This is a genomic window from Maritimibacter alkaliphilus HTCC2654 (assembly GCF_000152805.1).
Lineage (GTDB): Bacteria > Pseudomonadota > Alphaproteobacteria > Rhodobacterales > Rhodobacteraceae > Maritimibacter > Maritimibacter alkaliphilus.
In genome coordinates, this window is sequence record NZ_CH902578.1 from 614,630 (window position 1) to 631,484 (window position 16,855).

Genomic DNA, 16,855 nt, shown 5'->3' on the forward strand with positions numbered 1-16,855 from the left:
GACCCGCGAGCAGGACAAGGACCCCGCAATGGAAATTCGCAATATCGCCATCATCGCCCACGTCGACCACGGCAAGACGACCCTCGTGGACGAGCTTTTGAAGCAGTCGGGCGCGTTTCGCGAAAACCAGGCCACGTCCGAGCGGATGATGGATTCCAACGACCTCGAGCGGGAGCGCGGGATCACGATCCTTGCGAAAGCCACCTCGGTCGAATGGAAGGGCACGCGCATCAACATCGTCGACACGCCCGGCCACGCCGATTTCGGCGGCGAGGTTGAGCGTATCCTGTCGATGGTCGACGGCGTTGTCCTGCTGGTCGATGCCGCCGAAGGCCCGATGCCGCAGACCAAGTTCGTCACCTCCAAGGCGCTGGCGCTGGGTCTGCGCCCGATCGTGGTGCTGAACAAGGTCGACAAGCCGGATGCCGAGCCCGACCGCGCGCTGGACGAGGTGTTCGACCTGTTCGCGAACCTCGGCGCCGATGACGACCAGCTCGACTTCCCGCATATGTACGCCTCGGGCCGTTCCGGCTGGGCCGATGCCGACCTCGACGGGCCGCGCAAGGATCTGTCGGCGCTCTTCGCGCTGATCGTGAACCATGTTCCGAAGCCCCGTCAGCTTGCCCATCAGGGCGAGGACTTCAAGATGCTGGCGACCACCCTGGGTGCCGACCCGTTCCTCGGGCGCATCCTCACCGGCCGCGTCGAGAGCGGCAAGCTGAAGGCGGGCGCCACGGTGCAGGCGATCAGCCGCATCGGGCAGAAGATCGAACAATTCCGGGTGTCCAAGATCCTCGCCTTTCGCGGTCTCGGCCAGACCGAGATCGACGAGGCCGTCGCGGGCGACATCGTTTCGCTCGCCGGTATGGGCAAGGCCACGGTGTCGGACACGATCTGCGCGCTGGCGGTCGAAGAACCGCTCGAAGCCCAGCCGATCGACCCGCCGACCATCACCGTGACCTTCGGCATCAACGACAGCCCGCTTGCCGGTCGTGACGGCAAAAAGGTGCAGTCGCGCGTGATCCGGGACCGTCTGATGAAAGAGGCCGAAAGCAACGTCGCGATCAAGATCAAGGATACGCCGGGCGGCGAGGCCTTCGAAGTGTCGGGGCGCGGCGAACTCCAGATGGGCGTCCTGATCGAAAACATGCGCCGCGAAGGGTTCGAACTGTCGATTTCGCGCCCGCAGGTCATCATGCGCGAAGAGGATGGCGTGCGGATGGAGCCGGTCGAGGAAGTCACCATCGACGTCGACGACGACTATTCCGGCGCGGTCATCGAAAAGATCACCGGCGCGCGCAAGGGCGATCTGGTCGAGATGAAACCGGCGGGCGCGGGCAAGACGCGCATCGTGGCGCACGTGCCGTCGCGCGGTCTGATCGGCTACCACGGCGAGTTCCTGACCGACACGCGCGGCACCGGCGTTCTGAACCGCGTGTTCCACGGCTGGACCCCGCACAAGGGCGCGATCCCGGGCCGTCGCGCGGGCGTTCTGATCTCGATGGAGGATGGCGAGGCCGTGGCTTACGCGCTGTGGAACCTCGAAGAGCGCGGCAAGATGTTCGTCGAGCCGCAGGAAAAGGTCTATCAGGGCATGGTGATCGGCGAGCATTCGCGCGACAACGACCTTGAGGTGAACCCGCTCAAGGGCAAGAAGCTGACCAACGTGCGCGCCTCGGGCACCGATGACGCGGTGCGCCTGACCCCGATCAGCCGCATGTCGCTGGAACAGGCCATCGCCTATATCAACGACGACGAACTGGTCGAAGTCACGCCGAACGCGATCCGCCTGCGCAAGCGCCACCTCGACCCGCATGAGCGCAAGCGCGCGGCCAAGTCGGCCTGATCGCGAAAAATCGAACACGACGAAAGGCCGGCGCGGTTTCCCGCCCGGCCTTTTTTCATGGCGCGGCCCTGCTCAGTTGCAGGGAATGGGTTTCATCAGCTTGTAGGAGGCTTCGAGCAGCGTCCGCTCTTCGCGGTAGACCGCCGGATATTCGACCAGCTCGACCCGGCCCGTCGACCGCTTGACGTAGGCCTGCCGTGCGGGTTCCATCAGAACCTTTTTCACCGAGTATTTGGCCGGAACCATCACCTCGTTGAAACAAGCCAGCAATTTCACCCGGTCGTTGCCGATGTTGATATAGCGCTCCTCGGCCGACGCCGACCCGGCGGCGGCGACGAAAAAGAGTGTCAGGATTGCCCTGCGCATTGCTCGTTCCTCAGTCTTGTTCAAACCGAAGCATTGTCGACAAATGCGGCACAATTATGCCCGCGCTCCGGAATTCTTCCGGCAGGTCGCGGGCGGGCGTTAAGGTTAATGCACGAAAAAGGGCGTGGAGATCGCCCCCCACGCCCAAAGGCTTGCCATGGCAGCTTGGACTTAAGCCCTTACTTGCACTTCGCCGCTTTGGCGACGTAGTGACCGGGGGCCGTCATGGTCTTGATCTCTTTGTAGACGGCCGGGTAATGCACCTTGACCATCTGACCTTTCTTGTTGTGCTCCCACTCGGTGTGAGCCGCCATGATCAGCTTCTTCGAGTAGGCGTACGAGGCCGGTACCCAGACTTTGTCATAGCAAGCCACAACTTGACCTTCCCAGGCAAAAGCCGGGGCAGCGAAGGCCGAAGCGAGCACAGCGCCAGCAATCAGTTTTTTCATTGATCGATCTCCCAAATGAATTGTTGGTAAATGAACCTTAACTAAGTTTTTCACAGTTGCGCGACAGGAATTCTCGTTTCCACCCCGTTAAACCCCCGATATTCCTTGGTTTTAGGTAAAATCCCCCAAATCCGGCTGAATCGGTTCAGTTTTGGCACCAATCCTGTGGCATGTTCGAAACATGCTAGGTTTCCCCTTTGGAAACAGCGTGATGAGAGCCAGCGTCGCGTTTCCGGGCCGGAAACAATGCCACAATTTTGCCGAATCACCGGGTCGGCTGGAAAAGGCCCAGTCGCTCGGTTTCGGGTCTGTTTGGCGGTTTCTTGCCGGGGAGTTACTCGGTCGTCTCGATGATGACCAGATCTCGCTCGGACGCGCCACGCGCGTGGTCGAGTGCGGCCTGATACTCGGGCGAGATATAGCAGGCCTCGGCATCCTCGACGGACGGGAATTTCGCGACCACGTTGCGCGGGCGATCCGTGCCTTCAAGCTGCACATAGCGCCCGCCGCGCGCGATGAAAGCACCGCCATGCTTGGCGATGGCCGGGCCCGCAAGCTCGGCATATTTCCCATAGGCGTCGGCGTCGGTGACCGTGACGTGAGCGATCCAGAGTGCGGGCATCTTATCCTCCAATTACCGATTTCGCCGCGGCGATCGCGGCATCTGCGTTGGCGGCATCCTTGCCACCGCCTTGCGCCATGTCGGGGCGGCCACCGCCGCCCTTGCCGCCAAGTTCGGCCACCGCCGCGCGCACGAGGTCGACGGCCGATACCGTATCGGTCAGGTCGGGCGTCACACCCGCGGCCACGGCCGCCTTGCCGTCGACATCCGCGATCAGCAGGACGGCACCGGAGCCGAGCCGCGCCTTGTGCTCGTCGATCAAAGGCGGAAGGTCGCGACCGGAAACGCCCGTCAGCGACTGGGCGAAGAACGCCACGCCGTTCACCTGTTCCGCGTCCGGCCCGGCCCCTGCGCCACCGGACATGGCGAGTTCCCGGCGCAACTGGTCGACCTGCCCGGCTAGTGTCTTGCGTTCGTCCAGAAGAGCCTGAAGGCGCGTCAGCACGTCCTGCTCGGACACTTTCAAAAGTCCCTCGACCTCGGACATGAGCATTTCGCGACGGCGCAATTCCCCCATCGCCGCCTCGCCTGTCAGCGCCTCGATCCGGCGCACGCCGGCCGAGGAGGCCGATTCAGCTGTCAGAACGAATGCGCCGATGTCGCCCGTGCGTTTCACATGGGTGCCGCCGCACAATTCGATGGAATAGGTTTCCTTGTCGACGCCCTTGCCGGTCGCCGCGCGGCCCATGGACACGACGCGCACCTCGTCCCCGTATTTCTCGCCGAAGAGCGCCTGCGCGCCAAGCGCACGGGCATCGTCGGGGGCCATGATGCGGGTTTCGACCGGCGTGTTCTGCCGGACGTAGGCGTTCACATCGCGTTCGACCCGCCCGATCTCATCCGCCGTCAGCGCCTTGTTGTGGCTGAAGTCGAACCGCAGACGGTCGGGCGCGTTGAGCGAGCCGCGCTGCGCCACGTGATCGCCAAGCGCCTCGCGCAGCGCCTCGTGCAACAGGTGCGTGGCGGAATGGTTGGCGCGAATGGCCGAACGGCGGTCATGCTCGACCGTCAGTTCCGCGCCCTGCCCGCGTTCGATCGACCCTTCGACCACCTCGGCGAAATGGATGAAGACGCCCGCCACCTTCTTGGTGTCGGTGACACGCGCCTTGCCGGTCTCGGTCGTGATCGTGCCGGTATCGCCGACCTGACCCCCGGCTTCCGCGTAGAACGGCGTCTGGTTCACGACGATCTGAACGCTGCCGGTATCGACCTTGTCGGTCTTGTCGCCGTCCGCGACAAGCGCGACAATCTGGCCCTCGGCCTTTTCGGTGTCGTAGCCAAGGAATTCGGTCGTGCCTTTTTCTTCGGCGATGTCGTACCAGACGGTCGCATCCGCCGCTTCGCCGGACCCCGACCATGCGGCGCGCGCTTTCGCCTTTTGCTCGGCCATCGCAGCGTCGAAGCCTTCAGTGTCCACCAGCCGGTCCTTTTCGCGCAACGCATCCTGCGTAAGGTCGAGCGGGAACCCGAAGGTGTCGTAAAGCTTGAACGCCGCTTCGCCGGGAAGCGCCGCGCCTTCGGGCAGCTTGGCCAGTTCCTCGTCCAGAAGTTTCAGGCCGCGATCAAGCGTCGCCTGGAACCGGGTTTCCTCGGTCAGCAGGGTTTCCTCGATCATCGACTGCGCCTGCCCGAGTTCCGGGTAGGCCTGCCCCATCTGCCGCACGAGTTCCGGGACAAGACGGTGCATCACCGGGTCTTTGGCCCCCAGCAGATGCGCATGGCGCATGGCGCGGCGCATGATCCGGCGCAGCACGTAACCGCGCCCTTCGTTCGACGGCATCACCCCGTCGGCCATCAGAAACGAGGTCGAGCGCAGGTGATCCGCGATCACGCGGTGATGCACGTTGTGGTCACCATAGGGGTCGACGCCGGTGGCATGGGCCGATGCCTCGATCAGCGCCTTGAACAGGTCGGTGTCGTAATTGTCGTGGCTGCCCTGAAGCAGCGCGCCGATCCGCTCCAGCCCCATGCCGGTGTCGATCGACTGCATGTCCAGTTCGCGCATCGAGCCGTCTTCGAACTGCTCGTTCTGCATGAACACGACGTTCCAGATCTCGATGAACCGGTCGCCGTCCTCTTCGGGCGAACCCGGAGGGCCGCCCCAGATGTGGTCGCCGTGGTCATAGAAAATCTCGGTGCAGGGGCCGCAGGGGCCGGTCGGGCCCATCTGCCAGAAGTTGTCCGAGGTGGCGATGCGGATGATCCGCTCTTCCGGCACGCCGACCTTTTTCCAGATCTCGAACGCTTCGTCGTCGGTGTGATACACCGTCGTATAAAGCTTGTCTTTCGGGATGCCGAACTCACGGGTGATGAGCTCCCACGCGAAGGGAATCGCCTCTTTCTTGAAATAATCGCCGAACGAGAAGTTGCCGAGCATCTCGAAGAAGGTGTGGTGGCGGGCGGTGTAACCGACATTGTCGAGGTCGTTGTGCTTGCCCCCGGCGCGCACGCATTTCTGCGAAGTGGTCGCGCGGGTGTAATCGCGGTGCTCGACCCCGGTGAACAGGTTCTTGAACTGCACCATGCCGGAGTTCGTGAACATCAGCGTCGGATCGTTGCGCGGGACGAGCGGCGAACTGTCGACGACCGTGTGGCCGTTCTTTTCGAAATAGCTGAGGAAAGTGGAGCGGATATCGTTCAGGCTGGCCATGGCGCGGGTCCGGGCATTCGTGTTTCGGTCCGCCCGGTTTATCGGGGGTCACGACCACTGTCCACCACGACGAAAAAGGACAGGCCGAGGCCTGCCCTTTCCCAGGTATTCTCCGCACCGGTTTCACCCGCCACGTGGGCCTTTTCCGGAGTTGGCCTTCACCGACCGATCAGTCCTCGACGACGTCCGCGTCGTCGAAGTCGGCGCCGCCCATATCGAAGTCGAGACCATGCGCCGCGCGGATCTTGTCCTCGATCTCAAGCGCGATGGAGGGGTTTTCCTTGAGGAAGGTCTTGGAGTTCTCACGCCCCTGCCCGATCCGCTCGTCGCCGTAGCTGAACCAGGCGCCCGATTTCTCGACCACGCCCGCCTTGACGCCGAGGTCCAGAAGTTCGCCGGTCTTCGAGATGCCTTCGCCATACATGATGTCGAATTCGACCTGCTTGAACGGCGGGGCCACCTTGTTTTTCACCACTTTCACACGGGTCGCGTTGCCCACGACTTCGTCCCGGTCCTTGATCGCGCCGATGCGGCGAATGTCGAGACGGACGGAGGAGTAGAATTTGAGCGCGTTACCGCCCGTGGTGGTTTCGGGCGAGCCGAACATGACGCCGATCTTCATCCGGATCTGGTTGATGAAGATGACCATGCAGTTCGACCGCGCGATCGAGCCGGTGAGTTTGCGCATCGCTTGGGACATCAGGCGGGCCTGCACGCCGACGGACGAGTCGCCCATGTCGCCTTCGAGTTCCGATTTCGGGGTCAGCGCCGCGACCGAGTCGACGACGACCATGTTCACCGCGCCCGAGCGCACCAGCGTATCGACGATTTCCAGCGCCTGTTCGCCGGTGTCGGGCTGCGAAATCAGGAGTTCGTCAAGGTCGACGCCCAGCCGCTTGGCGTATTGCGGGTCGAGCGCATGTTCCGCGTCGACGAAGGCGCAGACCCCGCCCTTTTTCTGTTCCTCGGCCACGCAATGCAGCGTCAGCGTGGTCTTACCCGAGCTTTCGGGGCCGTAGATTTCGATGATCCGGCCCTTGGGCAGCCCGCCGATCCCCAGCGCGATGTCGAGACCGAGCGAGCCGGTCGATGTCGAAGCGATCTCGGCCACCGGGTTGTCGGCGCCGAGCTTCATGATCGAGCCTTTGCCGAATTGGCGTTCAATCTGCGCCAGTGCGCTGTCGAGCGCCTTCTGCTTCTCGCTGTCGCGTTTCATATCAAGGTCCAGGAGGTTTGCGGTTGCCATGTTTTCCATCCTTATTCCATACCCGGAGCCGGGCAGCAATTGTTGCTCTTGTTCGCCTCTTGTTCTGGTTTTCTACATGAAGAACAAAAGAGAACATTTCAAGAAAATTCTATGGATTCACCTTGCGCCAAGCCTGGTTAATAAACCTTTAGCGCGGTCAGGATCGGAGTGGATTTTTGGAAAGCCGCGTCATTTCAGACGCTTGGCCTAGTGGATCTGGGCCGCGACTGTGGCCGTCAGTTCCGAAAGCGAAAACGGCTTGGGCAGGAACACCGAGTTCGGGATGCGCTTTTGGTGTTCGGACACCGATTCCTCGGCATAGCCCGACACGAACACGACCTTGACCCCGGGCCGGTCCTCGAGAGCCTTGGCCACCCAGGTCGGCCCGTCCATGCCGGGCATGATGACATCCGTGACTACCACGTCGATTTTGAGCGTCGGGTCTTCGAGCAGGGCGAGCGCGGATTCGGCGCTGTCGGCTTCGAGCACCGTGTATCCGCGCAGCGCCAACGCACGGGAGGCGAAGGCGCGCACCGGCGCCTCGTCCTCGACCAACAGCACATTGCCCGACTTGCGTTCGAGGTTCGGATCATGCGTCGGTTTCGGCACCGACGCCTTCTCGGCATCCTCCAGCGTCGCCGGCGCGGACGCGCGCTTGTCCTCGATCATCCGCGCGGCGGCTTCGCGAAGGACCGCATCCGTGCGCTCCTTCTCGGCCACCATGGTCGGAGACAGCATGTGGTCGGCGGGCGGTTCGTAAACGGGGAAATACAAGCTGAACGTGGTGCCCGACCCCTCGACCGAATCCACGAAGATGAACCCGCCGGACTGTTTCACGATGCCATAGGCCATCGAAAGGCCAAGTCCGGTGCCCTTGCCCGCGCCTTTGGTGGTGTAGAACGGCTCGAATATCTTGGCGATCCTAGAGGGCGGAATGCCGTGGCCGGCGTCGATCACGCGGATGGTGACGTAATCCCCGCGCGGCACCCGAACACGGTCGCGTTCCAGCGCACGGTCCAGATACACGTTATGCACCTCGAGACGGATGGTGCCGCCACCGGGCATCGCGTCGCGCGCATTGACCACGAGGTTCATCACGACCTGTTCCAACTGGCGTTTGTCGGCGCGCACCGGGCGGATGTCCTGATCGTGGAGGTAGTCGAGCGTGATGGTTTCCCCCACCAGACGCCCCAAGAGATGCACGAGATCGGCCATGCTGTCGGCAAGGTCGATGACGTCCGGGCGCAGGGTTTGCTTGCGCGAAAACGCCAGAAGCTGACCGACGAGCGCGGCGGCCCGGTTCGAGTTCTGCGAGATCTGTTTGAGGTCGGGGAAATCCTCGTCATCCGGGTTGTCGTGCCGTAGAAGCAGCAGGTCGCAATGCCCGGAGATCGCCGTCAGCAGGTTGTTGAAATCATGCGCGACGCCACCGGCCAACTGGCCGATCGCCTGCATCTTCTGGCTTTGCACGAATTGCGTTTCGAGGGTCTTCAACTCGGTCGCATCGCTCATGACGACGACAAGCGCATCGCCTTCGTCGTCGCGCACCTTTTCCAGCGAGATTTGCAGGAAGGTCTCTTCCTCGCCCTCGCTCGTGCGCAGGGTTTCGGTCCGACCCAGATTGCGGCCCACCCAAGCCTCGGACAACCAGTCCGACACGGGCCGCCCCAACCCCTCCACAAGGTCCGAGAACAGACGCCCCACAACCTCATCGACGCCCAGCAGCTTGCGCGCGCGTGCGTTCGCCATCGAAACGCGTCCGTTCGGCGCCAGACGCAGGAGCGGAACGGGCAGGCTTTCGACCACGCCCCAGTCGGCGGCTTCGAGCATCGGGGATTTGGGTTCGGGCAGCAGATAGATCTCCCGCCGTCCGGCCGAGCGTTCGACCTCGGCCACCAGCACCGGCATGACGCCGCGCGCGCCGTGGATCACGTGGGTTTCGCCGGGCCGGAGAGGGAGGTCCGAGAACACCCGGTCGAGCGTGGATTCGCGCCCGCCCAGAAGGCGCCGCAACGCTTCGTTCATGGAAAGGATCGCGCCGGATCGCGAGGCGGTCATCATCGGCAGGCCGATGTCGTCACCGGAATGGCCCGTCGGGCGCATCGCCCCGACTTCCTCGATCCGCCACAGGAAGGTTTCCGAGCCGACGCGATGGACCGACACGTTGACCTGCCCGCCCCGGATCGCCACGCCTTCGCGCGCCGCCCCCAGCGCCAATGCACGGTTTTGCAGGCGGTAGAGCAATGTCGCGGGCTGGAGCCAGAGATCGCCCAGCACCTCGGTCAACGTCTGACCCTCGCGCGCCTCGAACGCCGTGCGGGCAGCCGCGTTGGCGAACCGGATCGCGCCGTCGGGGTCGGTCATCAGCGTGGGCGCCGAATCCTCGGCCACGAGCGCCTCGGTCAGGCTTCTCAGACTTTCGGCCGCGCGGTCGTGCCAGAACTTCAGACCGAATGTCAGAAGCGCGACGGACAGGAGCGTGAGGCCGATCAGGAACAGAAGCAGCGCGGCGACCGGAGGCACGACGAACCACGAACCACCCAACGCGACGAGCGCCACAAGCACCACCGCCCACAGGCGCGGCGCCAACCCAAGCGCCGCCCGGGTCATCGGGCCAGGTGTAAGGACAACGTGGGACAAGACCCTACCAAGCGTTGATTCGACTGCGCCTCAGTCAACCTAGTCAGCGTTAACGTCAGCTTAATCGAGAAACGACATTCAATCTAGGGTTGCTATTCGCGTAAGTTAGCGCGTGCCGGGCGAAGTTTCGAGGATCGCAACGAAAAACCCATCGCCCCCGTCGAGCGGTGTGAAACGGCGCGAGGCGGTCAGGGTCCACTCCGGGCGTCGCGCGACGAAAGCCTTGATCTGGCTCATGTTTTCTTCGTCGAACAGAGAACAAGTGGCGTAGGCGATCCGCCCTCCGGGGCGCACGTGGTCGGCGATTTCGTCGAGGATCGTGGCCTGCATTAGGCACAGTGCGTCAAGCCCGTCCCGCGTCAGGGACCATTTCCCCTGTGGTGCGCGGCGCCAGCTTCCGGACCCGGAACACGGCGCGTCGGCGAAAACCAGGTCGAAGCCGTCGCCGGACTGACCCGGCGCGGAGATGTCGATGTCGACCCCGGCGCGACGGGCACGTTCCGGCAGATCGCGCATCCGCCCTGCGTCAATGTCATGTGCGGTCACGGCAGCGCCCTGTGCCGCAAGGGCAAGCGCCTTGCCGCCGCCCCCGGCGCAGTAGTCCAGCACCCTCATACCGGGCGTCACGTCGAGCAGATCGACCACCGCCTGACTGGCAGCATCCTGAAGTTCGACAAGCCCATCCTGATACACGCGGCTGATGTGAACGCGCCGCGCGCCGGAGGTGACTTCGAGGGCCGTGTCGGACAGGGTGTGCTCGGTCGTGCCGATCCCTTCATCGGCAAGTGCGGCTTGCGCGCCCGCACGGCTGACCTTGGCCGTGTTCACACGCAGAAACACCGGGGCCCGGTGCCGCAGCGAGTGCGCGACCGCCTCACAGTCCGCGCCGAGGCTGTCCTGCATCAACGGCAATACCCAGTCCGGCAGGTCGAGCCTTACGGCAGGCGGGGCATTTCTCAGATCGAGCACCGTGCGCTCTTCTTCGGTAAGGGGCGACGGCGCGAAACGGTCGCCGGTGAAAAGCCCATCCGGGTCGGCCCCTGCGGCGCGCAGCCCGCCAAGCACCAGTCCGCGCCCGGTTTCACCGCCGCCGAGCGTGGCGAAGGACCGTCGGCAACGGACCGCATCATAGACGATATCGCGGATCGCGGCCCGGTCCTTGGACCCCGCATAGCGGTTGGCGCGCCCCCAGCGTGTGAGCACCTGTTCCGGCGCAGCACCAGCCAGCCAGTTGTCCAAGATCTCGATCGCGGCCGAGAGGCGGGCAGCGGGCGTCATGCCTTACCCAAAATGTGAATATCGACCGCCAAGCCCTTCAAATCTCAGCCGATCCGGTAGTTCGGGCTTTCACGCGTGATCTGCACGTCGTGGACATGGCTTTCCTTAAGCCCCGCACCGGTGATCTTGACGAATTGGCAGTTCGTGCGCATCGCCTCGACCGTCGCGTTGCCGGTATAGCCCATCGCCGCCCGCAGCCCGCCGACGAGCTGGTGGACGACCGCATTCGCGGACCCCTTGTAAGGCACCTGCCCCTCGATCCCTTCGGGGACCAGCTTGTCGCTCGCCGCGTCTTTCTGGAAATACCGATCCGCCGAACCGCGCGCCATGGCGCCCAGCGACCCCATGCCGCGATAGCTCTTGAACGAGCGTCCTTGATACAGGATCACCTCGCCCGGGCTTTCGTCCGTGCCCGCGATCATGCTGCCGACCATCGCGCAGGACGCCCCCGCAGCGATCGCCTTGGCGAAATCGCCCGAGAACTTGATGCCGCCATCCGCGATCACCGGGACGCCCGTCTTGGCCGCTTCGCGCGCGCTTTCCATGACCGCTGTCAATTGCGGCACGCCGACGCCCGCGACCATGCGGGTCGTGCAGATCGAGCCGGGGCCGATCCCCACCTTCACCGCGTCTGCCCCCGCGTCGATCAACGCGCGTGTCGCCTCGGCGGTCGCGACGTTGCCAGCGATGATCTGAACCTCGTTGGACAGTTTCTTGGCCCGGTCGACCGCTTCGAGCACCCCGCGCGAATGGCCGTGCGCGGTGTCGATCACCACGATGTCGGCGCCCGCGTCGACCAGAGCCTCGGTCCGTTCGAACCCGCTGTCGCCCACGCTGGTCGCGGCTGCGACCCGCAGGCGACCCAGATCGTCCTTGCAGGCGGTCGGGTTCAGCACGGCCTGTTCGGTGTCGCGCAGGGTCAGAAGCCCGGTGAGCTTGCCGGTCTTGTCCGTGACAAGCAGCTTCTCGATCCGGCGCGACTTCATCAGGCTGATCGCCTCGTCCCGGTCGGCGGGCTCCTGAAGGATCGCAAGATCGTCGCCCGTCATCATCACGCGCACAGGCGTGTCGTCATGCTGGGCGAAGCGCATGTCGCGGTTGGTCACGATCCCGACGACGCGGCGGTTTTCGTCCACCACCGGGAAGCCCGTGAACCCGTATCGCTCGGTCAGCGCCTTGGCATCGGCCAACGTCTGATCCGGCGTCAGCGTGACGGGGTTATAAACGATCCCACTTTCGAACCGCTTGACCCGCCGCACCTCGCGCGCCTGTTCCTCGACCGTCAGGTTCTTGTGGATCACGCCGATCCCGCCCGCCTGCGCCATGCAGATCGCCATGCGGCTTTCGGTGACCGTGTCCATCGCCGAGGACAGAAGCGGTATGTTGAGCTTGATCGACTTGGTGACCCAAGTGGTCGTGTCCGCCGTGGACGGCAGCACCGTGCTTTCGGCTGGAACCAGCAAAACATCGTCGAAGGTAAGCGCCTCGCGAATCTCCATGAGCGGTCTCCTTTGGAGGGATCGTTTGGCACTTCCCTATTTCACGGGCCGGGAAGAATGGAAAGGGGTCCGGGGGCGAAAATCCGCAGCACTCATGCAGGTCTTTCGATCCGGGCCGAACCGTCACGATTGCCGTTTGCCTGCGGGCCGCTTGTGGATAGGATTCACGGCAGGACGAGGGAGGATCAGCCATGCGACGCGACATCGGAGCCGAATTCCGTGCCCTTCACAGGCCGGGCGATCCGTTCATTCTGGCGAATGCCTGGGATGCGGGGAGCGCGAAACTGCTGGTCGGACTGGGAGCCGAGGCCATCGCGACCTCGTCCTCGGCCCATGCCTTCACGCTCGGACGCCCCGACATGGGGCGCATCTCGCGGGAAGAGGCGCTGGGGCATGCCGAAACGCTAGTGCGTGCGGTCACCGTCCCGGTCTCGGGCGATTTCGAGAACGGCTTCGTCCATGACCCTGAGGATATTTTCGACACCGTGCTTCTGGCCTATGAGGCGGGGCTGGCGGGCATTTCCATCGAAGACGCGATGCTGCCGTCCCCCACGCCCTACGACCGCGACATTGCGGTCGCGCGCATCAAGGCGGCAGTCGAAGCGGCCCGGGCCCTGCCCCGCGACTTCGTTCTGGTGGCGCGGGCGGATGGCGTGATGAACGGCCAATACGATCTGGACGAGGCCATCGCGCGGGTGCGGGCCTATGAGGCCGTGGGCGCGGATTGCGTCTATGTCCCCCATCCGGGCGACCTTGCCGCGCAAAAACGGGTCTGCGACGCGGTGTCGGTGCCGGTGAACGCCTTGGCCGCCGGACCCTTCGCGGGGGTGACGCGGGCTCAGTTCGCCGAAATCGGGGTGGCGCGCATTTCCATCGGGGGCGCGCTGGCACGGGTGACGCAGGCCGCGATCCTGAACGCCGGTCGCGCCATGTTCGGGCGCGGCGACTTCTCGCCCCTCACCGCGGCGGCGAGCGGTGCCGAGGTCGACGCGCTGTTGTCGGGTCAGGCCGTCGTCACGTCGTAGTCGTAGATCCAGTCGTAGCGTTTGAGCACGCTGTCCGGCGACAGGTTGCCCGCGAAGCGCAGCGCATTGTGGCCCAAGAACCGCAGGACCGGGTTGGCGTAGTGGTAGTTGCGGGCATTGCCGTTCGCCGCTTCGATCACGTTCTCGGCCCGGTGGCGTCTGCGGGCCTGATAGAGCGCCGGACCTTCGTCCAGCCCCGCAACCGCGAGGCTATCGGCAAGCACCCAGGCATCCTCGAGCGCCATGACCGCGCCCTGCGCCATGAACGGCAACGTCGGGTGCGCGGCATCGCCCAGAATGACCGCAGGCCCCTTGTGCCACTGGTTCGCGACCGGATGACGGAACAGCCCCCAGATGTTCACCGTCTCGGCCCGGGCGAGCAGTGCGCGCGGCGCGTCGGCGAACATGGCGAAGGCCCGGCGCAGGTTGTCGGGGTCATCCGGGTGGTGCCAGCCCTCGTCGGCCCAGCCATCCCGCTCCTCGACCGCCACGATGTTGATGAGAGAGCCGTCGCGCAGCGGATAGGTGACCATGTGGCGGCCCGGCCCCATGAACACGCGGGCCTCCATGGGTTCGCCACCCGTTGCAGGCACCAGCGCGCGCCACGCGACCTGCCCGGTGAAAAACGGGTCACGCTTGCCGGTCAGGATTGGACGCAGGACCGAATGCAACCCGTCGGCACCGATCACGAAGGGCAGATCCCGGTCCACACCGTTCACCGTCAGCGTCACGTCGTCATGGCCGATGGTCGCCGCCGTCACTGCCTGCCCCGTCTCGACGACGACGCCCAGCCCGGTCGCGCGCGTCAGAAGGATGTCGATCAGGTCGGCGCGGTGCACGAGGCGGAAATCCTGATCGGGTCGCAGACGCTCCAGATCCATGCGGATGACGCTGCGCCCGGTCAGGCCGTCGAGCAGATGAACGGCTTTCGACCGGGGGCAGCGCGCGCGCACCTCGTCCCCGACCCCGAGCGCGTCCAGCACCGACAGGCCATTGGGGCTGACCTGAATGCCCGCACCGACCTCGCGCACCGCGTCGGCCTGTTCCAGAACCGTCACTCGCGCCCCGCGCATGGCCAGCGCACAGGCGGCGGCAAGCCCGCCGATCCCCGCACCGACGATGCAGATGTCCTGACCGATCAACATGGATGCCCCATCAAAAAAAGGCACCGGGGCGCATCCGCCGCGGTGCCGGTCAAATCTCATCCCCTGCGCCGACGATCAGTCGTCGCGATGAACCCGCTCGCGCCGTTCGTGACGCTCCTGCGCTTCGAGGCTCAGGGTCGCGATCGGGCGGGCGTCGAGGCGCTTCAGCGAGATCGGTTCGCCGGTCTCTTCGCAGTAGCCGTATTCGCCCTCGTCGATGCGGCGCAGCGCGCTGTCGATCTTGGCGACGAGCTTGCGCTGGCGGTCGCGGGTGCGCAGTTCAAGCGCCCTGTCCGTCTCTTCCGAGGCGCGGTCCGCGATGTCGGGAATGTTGCGGGTGCTGTCTTGCAGGCCTTCGATGGTGTGCTTGCTGTCGCCCAGCAATTCGGCTTTCCATTTCAACAGTTTGACGCGGAAGTATTCCAGCTGCCGGTCATTCATGAAAGGTTCGTCTTCGGCCGGCGTGTAGTTGTCCGGCAGGAAGCTTTCCACCTTCATCCCACTCTCCTCTTCAACCCCGGATGCCCCGTTAACTTGGTTACTTTTTACCATTCGGTGCTCTCCTGTGGGGTCGTGTATCCCAGCCCTCCGGGGATGTCACTACACAAACCGTTCGCCGTGTTCACGTTTTGGGCGATGGTGCCGACCAAGCTGCACATTTCGCAGTCTTGCACACCCAAATCCTCGTGCAAGTTTTTGAAAGATAACCATATCTCTGGCGCTCAAATAGGTGAAGGCCACCTGATTCTGCAACCTCTAATTCGCGTTTTGCATTAACGCGCGCCGCCCGTCCGTGCCGCCACGTTTCCGCGCGCCCCACTTGCATGTCAGCCTTGCTGCCGTTTACTTCGTGCCAACCAGCCGGGAGTGGATGATGCGATTTGAGAGCACCGAAACCTATGTCGCGACCGACGACCTTGCCATCGCCGTGAACGCGGCGGTCACGCTCGAACGCCCCCTGCTCGTCAAGGGCGAACCGGGCACGGGCAAGACCGAACTCGCCAAGCAGGTGGCCGAGAGCCTTGGCCTCAGGATGATCGAGTGGAACATCAAATCGACCACCCGCGCGCAGCAGGGGCTTTACGAATACGACGCGGTCAGCCGCCTGCGCGACAGCCAGTTGGGTGACGAGCGGGTTCATGACGTGTCGAACTACATCCGGAAGGGCAAGCTCTGGCAGGCCTTCGAGGCGGACGAAAGGGTCGTTCTGCTGATCGACGAGGTGGACAAGGCCGACATCGAGTTTCCGAACGACCTGTTGCAGGAGCTCGATAAGATGGAGTTCCACGTCTACGAAACCGGCGAGACGATCCGCGCCAAGCACCGCCCGGTCGTCATCATCACCTCGAACAACGAAAAAGAGCTGCCCGACGCCTTCCTGCGCCGCTGCTTCTTCCACTACATCAAATTCCCGGACGTCGAGACGATGCGCAAGATCGTCGAGGTCCACCATCCGGGCATCAAGGAGGCGCTGCTGACCACCGCGCTGACGCAGTTCTACGAAATTCGCGAACAGCAAGGGCTGAAAAAGAAACCGTCGACCAGCGAAGTGCTCGACTGGCTGAAACTGCTTCTGGCCGAGGATATGGACCCCGAAGACCTGAAACGCGATGGCTCGACCGCCCTGCCCAAGCTGCACGGCGCACTCCTGAAGAACGAGCAGGACGTGCATCTGTTCGAACGCCTCGCCTTCCTCGCACGTCGCGAACGCGGCTGACGCAGACCCTGACGATGCGACAGGCCCGCGCCCCGGCGTGGGCCTTTTTCATGCGCGCCTGCCCGAAACAAACCGCAGTTCGCCCGCGCATTGTCCCGGCCTTGCCCAAAATCGGAACCAGTTGAGCGGCTGACTGTTGGGCATGAGTATGATTCGAGTCGCCACGCTCTCGCCGCCGCAATTCCGCCACATTCCGCAGCGCGGCATTGTGCTGTGCGGCGATACGCCCACCACATCTTGCGGAGCGATTGTTGCCCGACACGGGACAATCCATTTTCTGCCCCAATTCGGCCACTTTCCGCTTGGGGAATCCGGGCGGGGTGACCTAACCATTGAACCTGCCTGGGGGGGCAAGGAACGGTGTGCCTGTAG

13 protein-coding genes are annotated in these 16,855 nt (G+C 64.1%); 3 read left to right on the forward strand and 10 right to left on the reverse strand.

Annotation, left to right across the window (positions count from 1 at the left end; genetic code table 11):
* Window positions 1–28: 28 nt before the first annotated feature.
* Window positions 29–1,846, forward strand: a complete 1,818-nt coding sequence (gene typA / locus RB2654_RS04140; RefSeq protein ID WP_008328871.1) for a translational GTPase TypA — start codon at window positions 29–31, stop codon at window positions 1,844–1,846.
* A 72-nt stretch (window positions 1,847–1,918) separates the two neighbouring features.
* Here the strand turns inward: typA and RB2654_RS04145 are convergent, their stop codons facing one another.
* The 8 genes from RB2654_RS04145 to guaB form a co-directional block, all read right to left on the reverse strand.
* On the reverse strand, window positions 1,919–2,212 hold the full coding sequence (locus tag RB2654_RS04145; protein ID WP_008328874.1) for a hypothetical protein: 294 nt from the start codon (window positions 2,210–2,212) through the stop codon (window positions 1,919–1,921).
* A 179-nt stretch (window positions 2,213–2,391) separates the two neighbouring features.
* Window positions 2,392–2,661, reverse strand: coding sequence for a hypothetical protein (locus RB2654_RS04150; RefSeq protein WP_008328876.1), 270 nt, complete (start codon window positions 2,659–2,661; stop codon window positions 2,392–2,394).
* Window positions 2,662–2,995: 334 nt separating this feature from the next.
* Window positions 2,996–3,283, reverse strand: coding sequence for a DUF1330 domain-containing protein (locus tag RB2654_RS04155; RefSeq protein WP_008328877.1), 288 nt, complete (start codon window positions 3,281–3,283; stop codon window positions 2,996–2,998).
* A gap of 1 nt (window position 3,284) precedes the next feature.
* Window positions 3,285–5,933 (reverse strand): alanine--tRNA ligase, encoded by a 2,649-nt coding sequence (alaS, locus tag RB2654_RS04160; RefSeq protein ID WP_008328879.1) that lies wholly within the window; start codon window positions 5,931–5,933, stop codon window positions 3,285–3,287.
* 169 nt (window positions 5,934–6,102) lie between these two features.
* Window positions 6,103–7,179, reverse strand: a complete 1,077-nt coding sequence (gene recA / locus RB2654_RS04165; protein WP_040884382.1) for a recombinase RecA — start codon at window positions 7,177–7,179, stop codon at window positions 6,103–6,105.
* Between the two features lie 207 nt (window positions 7,180–7,386).
* Window positions 7,387–9,789: a hybrid sensor histidine kinase/response regulator gene (locus RB2654_RS04170; protein WP_008328883.1), complete on the reverse strand. Its 2,403-nt coding sequence runs from the start codon at window positions 9,787–9,789 to the stop codon at window positions 7,387–7,389.
* 135 nt (window positions 9,790–9,924) lie between these two features.
* On the reverse strand, window positions 9,925–11,097 hold the full coding sequence (locus RB2654_RS04175) for an RsmB/NOP family class I SAM-dependent RNA methyltransferase (protein WP_008328884.1): 1,173 nt from the start codon (window positions 11,095–11,097) through the stop codon (window positions 9,925–9,927).
* Between the two features lie 44 nt (window positions 11,098–11,141).
* Window positions 11,142–12,596 carry an IMP dehydrogenase gene (guaB, locus tag RB2654_RS04180; RefSeq protein ID WP_008328885.1) on the reverse strand — a complete coding sequence of 485 codons (1,455 nt, stop codon included), beginning with the start codon at window positions 12,594–12,596 and terminating at the stop codon, window positions 11,142–11,144.
* 191 nt (window positions 12,597–12,787) lie between these two features.
* Here guaB and RB2654_RS04185 point away from each other — a divergent pair, with 191 nt between their 5' ends.
* A complete protein-coding gene (locus RB2654_RS04185) occupies window positions 12,788–13,621 on the forward strand; it encodes an isocitrate lyase/PEP mutase family protein (protein WP_008328887.1) in 834 nt (277 codons plus the stop codon).
* Here the strand turns inward: RB2654_RS04185 and RB2654_RS04190 are convergent.
* Both RB2654_RS04190 and dksA read right to left on the reverse strand, forming a co-directional pair.
* Window positions 13,600–14,766, reverse strand: a complete 1,167-nt coding sequence (locus RB2654_RS04190) for an FAD-dependent monooxygenase (protein ID WP_008328888.1) — start codon at window positions 14,764–14,766, stop codon at window positions 13,600–13,602. The genes RB2654_RS04185 and RB2654_RS04190 overlap by 22 nt on opposite strands.
* Before the next feature lie 75 nt (window positions 14,767–14,841).
* Window positions 14,842–15,264 (reverse strand): RNA polymerase-binding protein DksA, encoded by a 423-nt coding sequence (gene dksA, locus RB2654_RS04195; protein ID WP_008328890.1) that lies wholly within the window; start codon window positions 15,262–15,264, stop codon window positions 14,842–14,844.
* A 376-nt stretch (window positions 15,265–15,640) separates the two neighbouring features.
* On the opposite strand from dksA, the gene RB2654_RS04200 reads away from it, so the two are divergent.
* Entirely contained in the window at window positions 15,641–16,483 is an 843-nt protein-coding gene (locus RB2654_RS04200) for an AAA family ATPase (protein ID WP_008328891.1), read from the forward strand.
* Window positions 16,484–16,855 lie beyond the last annotated feature (372 nt).

Bases quoted from the DNA above. Each gene is read 5' to 3' on its own strand.
- typA (WP_008328871.1), top strand. From the start codon at position 29: ATGGAAATTCGCAATATCGCCATCATCGCCCACGTCGACCACGGCAAG.
- RB2654_RS04145 (WP_008328874.1), bottom strand. From the start codon at position 2,212: ATGCGCAGGGCAATCCTGACACTCTTTTTCGTCGCCGCCGCCGGGTCG.
- RB2654_RS04150 (WP_008328876.1), bottom strand. From the start codon at position 2,661: ATGAAAAAACTGATTGCTGGCGCTGTGCTCGCTTCGGCCTTCGCTGCC.
- RB2654_RS04155 (WP_008328877.1), bottom strand. From the start codon at position 3,283: ATGCCCGCACTCTGGATCGCTCACGTCACGGTCACCGACGCCGACGCC.
- alaS (WP_008328879.1), bottom strand. From the start codon at position 5,933: ATGGCCAGCCTGAACGATATCCGCTCCACTTTCCTCAGCTATTTCGAA.
- recA (WP_040884382.1), bottom strand. From the start codon at position 7,179: ATGGCAACCGCAAACCTCCTGGACCTTGATATGAAACGCGACAGCGAG.
- RB2654_RS04170 (WP_008328883.1), bottom strand. From the start codon at position 9,789: ATGACCCGGGCGGCGCTTGGGTTGGCGCCGCGCCTGTGGGCGGTGGTG.
- RB2654_RS04175 (WP_008328884.1), bottom strand. From the start codon at position 11,097: ATGACGCCCGCTGCCCGCCTCTCGGCCGCGATCGAGATCTTGGACAAC.
- guaB (WP_008328885.1), bottom strand. From the start codon at position 12,596: ATGGAGATTCGCGAGGCGCTTACCTTCGACGATGTTTTGCTGGTTCCA.
- RB2654_RS04185 (WP_008328887.1), top strand. From the start codon at position 12,788: ATGCGACGCGACATCGGAGCCGAATTCCGTGCCCTTCACAGGCCGGGC.
- RB2654_RS04190 (WP_008328888.1), bottom strand. From the start codon at position 14,766: ATGTTGATCGGTCAGGACATCTGCATCGTCGGTGCGGGGATCGGCGGG.
- dksA (WP_008328890.1), bottom strand. From the start codon at position 15,264: ATGAAGGTGGAAAGCTTCCTGCCGGACAACTACACGCCGGCCGAAGAC.
- RB2654_RS04200 (WP_008328891.1), top strand. From the start codon at position 15,641: ATGCGATTTGAGAGCACCGAAACCTATGTCGCGACCGACGACCTTGCC.